We start from the raw sequence: 4,923 nt of genomic DNA, 5'->3' as shown, positions 1-4,923 counted from the left end.
CGCTGCGCTCCGTTAGCAAGGAAAGCCAAAGGGATATATCTATTCTTTTACTAATGTGGTTACACGCTACTTTTTTGCTAAATAAGCTAGGTAGAGGAAAGAAGGCTCACTTCGTTCGTGCAGGGCAAGCCCTACATACCCAAAAACACCAAAAAACTCTGTACCTTTTGATTCAAGCGGAACTAAAAAAATGTTCGTCCGACAAAACGAGCTTTTATCGGGATCGTCCTCGCGTTCTTTTTTGGGTGTATTCCTCGTCAAATTCCTTTTTAAATTGACTATCGAGCTGATTATTTTTAGAAGAAAGAGAAATATCATCTGTTAATGCTTTAAACATGCTCTTAAACGCTTGTATTTCACTTGTACGCTCTTTTAAGAAACTTTTGACAGTATTGTATATGATTCGTACTTCCTTCTTTAAATCGCTTATACGGCTCTTTAAGCGGTCATTCTCTCCAGACAAGGTATTATATTCCAGAACCAGCTGATTATAATCCTCAATATTCGTATGATTCGTATTTTTTTGTTCTTTTATTTCTTTTTTCAACGCTTTATTTTCTTGATACAAATCCGTATCTAACAAATTTAAAAAGCGACTTTCACTTTTCTTAATATACGTATTAAAATCTTGCATTTTATCGAAATCTTTTTTTGAAAGAATCACGTTTCCTGTTTCTCGTTCCACTTTTTTAGGAATATCTATCCCTAAAAATTTTTCGCCACTCGGAATTTTTATTTCTTCTCGTTCGGTCGTCGCCTTGATATCGTCCAGCGATACGGTTATTTTTCTGTCGGTAACATATGCTCGAAATTCTTCTCTCATTTTTTCTGTTTCTTGTTGAACCTCTTTTTGCTCTCGTTTCATTTCTTTAAATTCAGGAACCGTTAAATTTTTTCTTTCTGAACCTTTTTGTCCTCGTTCAATATTAAATTGCGCCTCTTGTAAATAAGTAGGTAATTTCTCTTGAATGTCACGCAACGTTTGACGATTGAACACTCGTTTCGCACTTAATTTACCTTCGGGATCAAAGGGAACAATCCCCATATGCATATGCGGGGTAGTTTCATCGACATGAACGGTCGCATACCTAATATTATCTTCGCCAAATTTTTCAGAGAAATACTCTTTCGCAGCTTCAAAAAACTCTTTCGTTTCGTTATCATTCAATCCATTAAAAAAAGATCGATCACTTGTAATAATCCATTCGTTTACCAAAACGGCGTCACTTCTGACGGCTCGTGTACTGGCTTTTTTTTCATCAATAAATCGTTGAATATCTTTTTGATAATGTTCCGTTCGCTTCACCAATTCATAATTCAAGTGGGAACGGTCGGGATCAATTTCCTGATTGGAATGATTCTGTCCTTTTCGTTGATTATGATTCCCAATTCCTGTTAAATTTCCTGCTTTCATCTTCTGCATTCTCGCCGCAACCATGGACATAGAACAAGCACTCCTTTTTAGGTCTGTACGGATAATCTTCCATGTAAAGTATAACACACTATACCTTACGAGTAAGGTGTGCGCTCTGCGAGGCTAAAAACCGTCTGTCCACTCTGCCCCTTTTTTCGCCTTTAGGCTGAAAAGGTTCTTCGAGGACAGGCACGAAAAACGTCGGAATGCCCGACTATTTTTTTCATGCAAAACAAAAAAATCCCCCTCGCCTTTTTGGCAGGGGACTTTTCTTTAAAAAAAAGAGATGAAAAGCAAGAGAAAAAACACGTTAAAAGTGTCATACATTTGTATGACAAAATGTATGACACTTTTAACACATATGTATACATATGTAATACATGACCTCTTACAAACGCTGGTATGACAGTCTTTTTAAGAGGGGTAAGAAAAGGCCGTTTTTCGCCTTCTAGGCGCCTGAATCTCTTTATGCTCTTTTTTAAAACCTACTGATTTATCTTTTTAGTATATTTTTCTAAAATCGACACGTATAAATGACAGTAAAAAAGCAGTCAGATCCATACCTGCAAACTGTCTATTTTGGGTAGATTTTAAGTAGATAGTTAAAAATTCCAACCACATTATTTTATTGGCTCTCCGAACCACTGATATTCTATACCTGCTTCATCTCGTAAAATGGAGTCAGAGATAATTTCAAATGTTTGAGTGTGTTTCTTCTCCTTTTTATCCTTGTAACTAATTTCAATGAACTCATCGTCAGATTTAAATGTTAGTAATTTCGTATCATAGCTATTAGACTCTTCTGCCCAAACCACTTTTAACTGGTCACTCTCAGGGAAAATACCGTAAGCTAATGGAACAGAAGTATCAACATCTCCTCCATTTTGGTAAATAAAAAGATTCGGATCTATTTTTTTATTAGAACAACCTGACAAAATAAATAAAGTAATTACAGCAATCGCAAAGATATATTTATTTTTCATAAATTTCCTCCTCTAATCAATATTTATATAAATGGTACCTCATTTTTTAAGCGCATACAATAAGGTTTACACTATTATATATGCTTAAAGTTCTCGATACATGAAATGACATAGAATAGTGTATCCTGAATCCTTTCACCAAAGGATTCTTTTTTTACTAATCAAACTCAATTTGTGAGTATTTAATCGGTTTTGTAGAGTAAAAAAATTGAAAACCTCCTTCTTTTGTATTACAATGTACATACAAAAGAAGGAGGTTGATTTTAATGACTGCAATATCACTAAGAATTGATTCTCAAGAAGAAAAATTAATTAAAGAATATGCTAAATCTAAAAATATCACTGTTTCTGCTCTATTTAGAAACTCTGTTTTAGAAAAAATAGAAGATGATATTGATTTAGATTTATATCACCAGGCTATGAAGGAGCACAAAGAGCATTCTCAAAGTATTTCCTTTGAAGATATGTTGAAGGAGCTGGCTGATTGATATGAGCTTGGGTTATCAAGTAGAGTTTGAAAAAGGAGCTCAAAAAACGTTAAAAAAAATGGATAAACACCAATCTCTTTTAATTATGGGATGGATCAAAAAAAATCTAGTCAATTGTACAGATCCTAGACAGCATGGAAAAGGATTAGTCGCTAATCGTTCAGGTGAATGGCGTTATAGAATAGGCGATTATCGCTTAATAGCGGATATTAACGATGAAACAGTTACTATTTTAATGTTAGAAATTGGGCATAGAAAAGACATTTATCAATGAATGTATGAAGATACTTATAGACGTGCGCCTAGAACCTTGTTAAACTAAGGTTCTTTTTTTGAAATCATAATTAATAATTCCTAATGCAGGGAGAGAGAAAAACATATAAACAATTAAACCAATCCAACCTATGTAATACTATTAAGAATTTTTTTTAATATACAGCTTTAGTGCTTTTATAGCTAGAATCAAAGTGTATACAGCAAGTAATGATAGGGTGAATACCAATGCCATTTGAATTACCGGTAATATAAAAAATATGTCTGAATTCATAAATAGAACCTCCTCATCTTATAATTAAAATACCATAGGCAAAGCAAGTATTCTAGCTGAGTTTACTCAAATTTTTGTTATGATAAACTCGCCTTCATTTTAGGATACACTATTTTGGATAGAATCGTGTATCCCGAATCCTTTACCTAAAGGGTTCTTTTTTTATGTCCGCCCTCAATACACGATTTCCTGTTTTAACAAGCGTAATCAGGTATCAGCTTTCCTCTTTTTTTGCGTGTATTCGGGCTAATCGTTCGTTCAATTCGTCCTGTTCTTCTTTAGAAAGCATGGTTTCCTTTGGTTGAATATAGTCCTCTTTTGCCCAATCGGGTAGGACTTCTTTGCGGGTTACAGTCTTATTTTTTTTCTTATCATATTTTCCGTCAATCCACTTCTCAGTTTTTTCGGATTTCCATGTAAAAATATAACTTTTAACAGGATTTCCACGAGTGTTAGATTTCACTTTTTTTATTTTTAAACCAGGGAAAAACTTTGGCAACTCACGCATGACAGGTTCTAATATGTTTTTATCAATATGACTAGGAACGTAATAGTCAGGTGTATCTAACAACTGTTTAAAGTCATCGAGAGAAAACTCTCTCTTACCTACCGTCCGCCACTGTTTCAATAAACGATAGACAGTTTTAGCATAAGTGGAACGGATTAAAGTAAATTCCTCAAGTTCATAAGAGGTAAACTCAACATTTAGGCGGTTTACTACATACTCGAATTCTTCTGTCACCTTCACTGTAGCAGTCATATCGCTTAAATCATCACTCCAATCTATACGGAACCGACTAAACAGATTCATTAACTCTAAAGAATTAGAAGTACGCTCAATATAGTGGATTTGGCTAATTTTTTTAACCAAATTCTCCATGGTTTCCTCAAAACGTTTGTTATGGGTAAGAGAATAGTTTGACAATTCAGTAAGCCCATGCTTGTCAAACTGTACTTCTCGTGTGCTAACATCACGTAATTTAGCAATGATAGCAAAGAAAAAGTTCATTTCTTCACTCGTCCAATTTCGCATGGGAACCGTATTCAGATCATTATGATACTTTACAACTTCGTTAGCCATTTAAAAACCTCCCAGTAAAGTTGTTTTTATAATACCAATAACGGCTTATAAAAACAACTATATGTTTTTATAAGCCGACATTTTGTTTTTATAAGCCGACATTTTGTTTTTATAAGCCGACATTTTGTTTTTATAAGCCGACATTTTGTTTTTATAACGACTCTGTAACCCTTGGGAGAGTAAGGCGAAAAAGCTCTCTAAACATATTATTAAACATTTATTTAAATATTATATAAACAAGTACCAAAAAAAAGAGACCTTAATAAGCTAAAATTTCGATTGTTACTTAAGTTAAAAAACAGAAAAAAGGAGGTCTTGCTTTCGCAAGCCTCTTGATTAAAAAAAGATCACAATACAAAAGGAAACTTTGCTCCGCAAACTAAAAAGCATTGTAATAGGTCAAAAGAAGT

5 protein-coding genes are annotated in these 4,923 nt (G+C 33.9%); 2 read left to right on the top strand and 3 right to left on the bottom strand.

Annotated features, from left to right (window positions below):
• Positions 1-214 precede the first annotated feature (214 nt).
• Together mobV and ACMHYH_RS10985 are read right to left on the bottom strand one after the other, a co-directional pair.
• Positions 215-1,438 (bottom strand): MobV family relaxase, encoded by a 1,224-nt coding sequence (gene mobV / locus ACMHYH_RS10990; RefSeq protein WP_414840427.1) that lies wholly within the window; start codon positions 1,436-1,438, stop codon positions 215-217.
• A gap of 596 nt (positions 1,439-2,034) precedes the next feature.
• Positions 2,035-2,397, bottom strand: a complete 363-nt coding sequence (locus ACMHYH_RS10985; protein WP_414840423.1) for a hypothetical protein — start codon at positions 2,395-2,397, stop codon at positions 2,035-2,037.
• A gap of 266 nt (positions 2,398-2,663) precedes the next feature.
• On the opposite strand from ACMHYH_RS10985, the gene relB reads away from it, so the two are divergent.
• The gene (relB, locus tag ACMHYH_RS10980) at positions 2,664-2,885 is read left to right on the top strand and encodes a type II toxin-antitoxin system RelB family antitoxin (RefSeq protein ID WP_414840426.1); all 222 of its coding nucleotides are present in this window, start codon (positions 2,664-2,666) and stop codon (positions 2,883-2,885) included.
• A gap of 1 nt (position 2,886) precedes the next feature.
• Complete coding sequence (locus ACMHYH_RS10975; protein WP_414840425.1) at positions 2,887-3,159, top strand: type II toxin-antitoxin system RelE family toxin; 273 nt, start codon at positions 2,887-2,889, stop codon at positions 3,157-3,159.
• 487 nt (positions 3,160-3,646) lie between these two features.
• Here ACMHYH_RS10975 and ACMHYH_RS10970 read toward each other — a convergent pair whose 3' ends face one another.
• Positions 3,647-4,513 carry a RepB family plasmid replication initiator protein gene (locus ACMHYH_RS10970; protein ID WP_414840424.1) on the bottom strand — a complete coding sequence of 289 codons (867 nt, stop codon included), beginning with the start codon at positions 4,511-4,513 and terminating at the stop codon, positions 3,647-3,649.
• Between the last annotated feature and the right edge of the window lie 410 nt (positions 4,514-4,923).

Origin of the sequence: Carnobacterium sp. TMP28, from assembly GCF_047553015.1 — a bacterium.
Lineage (GTDB): Bacteria > Bacillota > Bacilli > Lactobacillales > Carnobacteriaceae > Carnobacterium_A.
This window is presented reverse-complemented; position numbering and strand designations above follow the sequence as displayed.

Coding starts and splice junctions, on each gene's coding strand:
- mobV (WP_414840427.1), bottom strand. CDS start 1,438: ATGGTTGCGGCGAGAATGCAGAAGATGAAAGCAGGAAATTTAACAGGA.
- ACMHYH_RS10985 (WP_414840423.1), bottom strand. CDS start 2,397: ATGAAAAATAAATATATCTTTGCGATTGCTGTAATTACTTTATTTATT.
- relB (WP_414840426.1), top strand. CDS start 2,664: ATGACTGCAATATCACTAAGAATTGATTCTCAAGAAGAAAAATTAATT.
- ACMHYH_RS10975 (WP_414840425.1), top strand. CDS start 2,887: ATGAGCTTGGGTTATCAAGTAGAGTTTGAAAAAGGAGCTCAAAAAACG.
- ACMHYH_RS10970 (WP_414840424.1), bottom strand. CDS start 4,513: ATGGCTAACGAAGTTGTAAAGTATCATAATGATCTGAATACGGTTCCC.